1 pseudogene is annotated in these 405 nt (G+C 71.4%); it reads right to left on the reverse strand.

From position 1 onward, the window contains the following. A pseudogene (locus tag B4L26_RS08550) lies at positions 1-405 on the reverse strand (hypothetical protein); the annotation flags it as partial.

Consider the following 405-nt stretch of genomic DNA (forward strand, 5'->3'; position numbering starts at 1 on the left):
CCTGCACCTTCTCGATGATCGGATTGATCCACGGCAGATTGGCGGTGATGATCGGCTCGATCTCGGCCAGCAACGGGCCGGCGATCGACAGCACCGGCTGGTAGACCGAGCCGAGTGCGAATGCCTCGGACATGAACGGTCCCGCCATCGGCGCGAGGTTGATCATCGACGAGAGTCCGCCCTGCTGTTCGGGGCGCGGCGCGGGCCACGTCGGGCATGTGGTGGTCGGTCGCCAGTCCTGACCGTCGGGACCGGCCACGACGGGCGCACCCGGCAATCCGGGTGCTCCCGGTGCTCCCGGTACACCGCCCGGAGCGGTCCCGAGCGCCGTTCCCGGATCCGTCGTCCCGGGAGCCGCCCCACCCGGTGCGGGCGCCGCCAGCTGCGGTGCCGACAAGCCGCCAC

The organism is Gordonia sp. UBA7599 (genome assembly GCA_002477755.1).
Classification (GTDB): domain Bacteria; phylum Actinomycetota; class Actinomycetes; order Mycobacteriales; family Mycobacteriaceae; genus Gordonia.